The sequence below is a fragment of the Candidatus Cryosericum odellii genome (assembly GCF_003570935.1).
GTDB lineage: Bacteria > Caldisericota > Caldisericia > Cryosericales > Cryosericaceae > Cryosericum > Cryosericum odellii.
The window spans coordinates 1-2,679 of record NZ_QXIU01000251.1; the positions used below are offsets into that span (position 1 = coordinate 1).

The following is a 2,679-nucleotide window of genomic DNA, read 5'->3' on the forward strand; positions in this document are numbered from 1 at the left end:
GGCACCAAAGCCCCTGATTACTGCTTTCGTATCGGCGGCAGCCGCAAGTTCTTCTTGGAGGCCAAGAAACCGTCAGTCGACCTCCGTTCCGACCCCAGTCCCGCCTATCAGCTGCGCCGCTATGCGTACTCAATCAGACTGCCGCTGTCCATTCTGACGAACTTCCGTGAGTTTGCCGTCTACGACACGCGCATCAAGCCCAACCCAAACGACGGAGCCTCGGCCGCGCGAATCCAGTACTTCACCTTCGAGGCGTACCCCGACAAGTGGGCCTTCCTCACCAGCACCTTCTCCCGTGAGGCAATCCTGCATGGCGCGTTCGACAAATATGCCGAGGAGAGCATTGAGGACTTAATTTCCCAGTCGTGTTCCACGCTCGGAGATCCGGAAACGCCCGGCACAACGACTGCGGAAGCACATCAGGAGATGCTCGGCCATCTCAGCGACATGCTTGGTTTTCACATCGACCGCATTGTCAAGGACGACGTTGACCCCGACCCGATGTTCTGGATGGAGGTCAACGGGTCGCGTCGCGTACGTATCGGAACAGTCGATGTCATCGTTCAGCTCCGGAAGTTCTCCAACAAGGTACTAAGCACGGTCGGCGAGATGATCCCCGATTTTGACCGACAGCAGTGGAGGAAGATCGCGACCCTTATCGTCAAGTGTGCTGAAACAGCAGAGGGTATCACGGACGGACAGTTCGAGGACAGCACCAAATCTTTTGTGAGAGAGTATTTGCTGGCAGCTAAGATTGGAGAAGACGCCAACGAAGCAATGACATTAGGCGGGCCGTTTCTAAAGGATGACTACGTGTACATTTCTCTTGAGTCGCTGAAGAAGTGGTTGTACTACACGCGGCATCAGGACATCAAAGACCAGACTCTTGCACAGTATTTGTCAAACGTGGGGTGTGCGAGCAAGCAGTTCACGTTCACGCTGCGCTCCACTGGTAAACAGGTAGGCCGTCGCGTGTGGTCTGTCCCCCCGGAACTTGTGCCGCACTCTCACAGAAGCTGACATGGCTGGAGTAGCAGCAAGTGAGAAGCTAGCCTTCAGCTGCAGATCGCTGCCGTCGATCGCGCCATCGACTCCCTTGTCTTCCGGCTGTATGAACTCTCGCCCAAGAAAGAGGAGATACTCGGAGGAGTGAACCCGGACCAAGGAGGCCAAAGTGATTGATGACAAGTACCTGAAGATTCTTGCGGCCATTTACTATCTCAGCCGCCAAAGACCTACCAGCTCCGTCTTCCCTTCGATCCAAGTCGCCGAGACTATTGGAGTCGACCATGACGCGATGCTTCCAGATCTGCGGTATCTTCAGAGCGCAGGCCTGTTGACAGCCCAATGGGTAGGGACGGTTCAGGCGCTGCTGGCCCTAACCTCAAAAGGCACCGATTACGTCGAATCCCCGTTGGATGCTCTGCGTACTGTGGAGAAATCCCTGATACAGACAAACACGATCAACGTTGGTGGCAATTTCAATGCCATTGAGTCTACAGTCGTGCAGATGAACAGCGGCACCATTTCAGAAGCTGACGCAAACATCGTGCGAGACAGCTTCGACACAGTAGTTGGACAATTACCCTCTGACTTGGCCGCATCGCAGGAACTTCGGAAGAACCGAGAAACTCTCAATACAAAACTCCAAGCTGGCGACCGGCTTGCAGCAGCCGGAATCATATCCGGTCTCGCCAAGGTTGTCTCGATAGCGAAAGATTCCGCGGTCCTGATTCAGTCGCTGCCCATCATCTACCATGGAATTCGACTGCTATTCCACCTGCCATAGTCAGTGTGATGAACAGTCAGCTCCTCGAAGTATCGATTTCGGCCGTTGCTCGACAGTGGTCTCATCGGCGAACTCGCTAGGCGATACATGACAACAAGCGGCAATAGAAACGCCTTCGGGCTGCGAGAACTTCTTGGCGCAGCAGATCACAATCGCAAGATGAATATTGCATTACTGCCAAGCTGGTATTCGGCATTCGAGGAGATCATCATCGCGCACAACGGCTTGATGACACCAGGGCTAATTACTGGGCTCACCGGCAAACCGGGAGTCGTGTTCATGCTCACCAACTACGCCTTTTCCTACTTTGTTGCTGCCGTCGATATGGTCTTCTCCGGCCAACTGCCAGCCTGCTATGCTCTCCTGCGTATGTGCATCGAATGCATTGTGTATGCTCACGCCATTGTGGGCTCACCTGATCTTGGCAAAGTGTGGATACGACGCTACGACACTCGGTCCAACAAAACTCAGTTCAAGGTCAAGTTCAAGATTACCAACCTTATCGATGCCTTGCCCACTGGGGGAATCGTGCCAAGCACTTATGTGAAGGAGTTGTACGAGAGGACCGTAAGCTACGGAGGACATCCCAATCGAGACGGTGTATTAGCGGTTGGCAGGTGGATAAAGTCTGAGCGAGCTACGAGGATCGAGGTCGGCCTGTTCACGACAGGCAAACCCCTGCTGCTGGCTCTGAAGACCGTGGCTGAGATCGGATACGTCATGACCGCCCTAGGAGGCCTGATCTTCGGGGTCCAGCTTGCACCTCAAACCCTGCCTGAACGGATACAGCTGTTGTGTAAGCAGGGACTCCCCGATGAACTTGCGAGGGAAAGCGGGAGCCTAGCAGACATCACCGCACCGGGCGCACAGGACAAGCCCCTGCTTTGACG

General features: G+C 54.6%; 2 protein-coding genes and 1 pseudogene. All 3 read left to right on the plus strand.

The window, feature by feature from the left end:
- Positions 1-342 (plus strand): annotated as a pseudogene (locus SMC5_RS11820) (Eco57I restriction-modification methylase domain-containing protein); the annotation flags it as partial.
- Positions 343-1,174: 832 nt separating this feature from the next.
- Positions 1,175-1,789 (plus strand): hypothetical protein, encoded by a 615-nt coding sequence (locus SMC5_RS10075; protein WP_119087195.1) that lies wholly within the window; start codon positions 1,175-1,177, stop codon positions 1,787-1,789.
- A gap of 159 nt (positions 1,790-1,948) precedes the next feature.
- A complete protein-coding gene (locus tag SMC5_RS10080) occupies positions 1,949-2,677 on the plus strand; it encodes a hypothetical protein (protein WP_126850811.1) in 729 nt (242 codons plus the stop codon).
- The last annotated feature ends 2 nt before the right edge of the window (positions 2,678-2,679 follow it).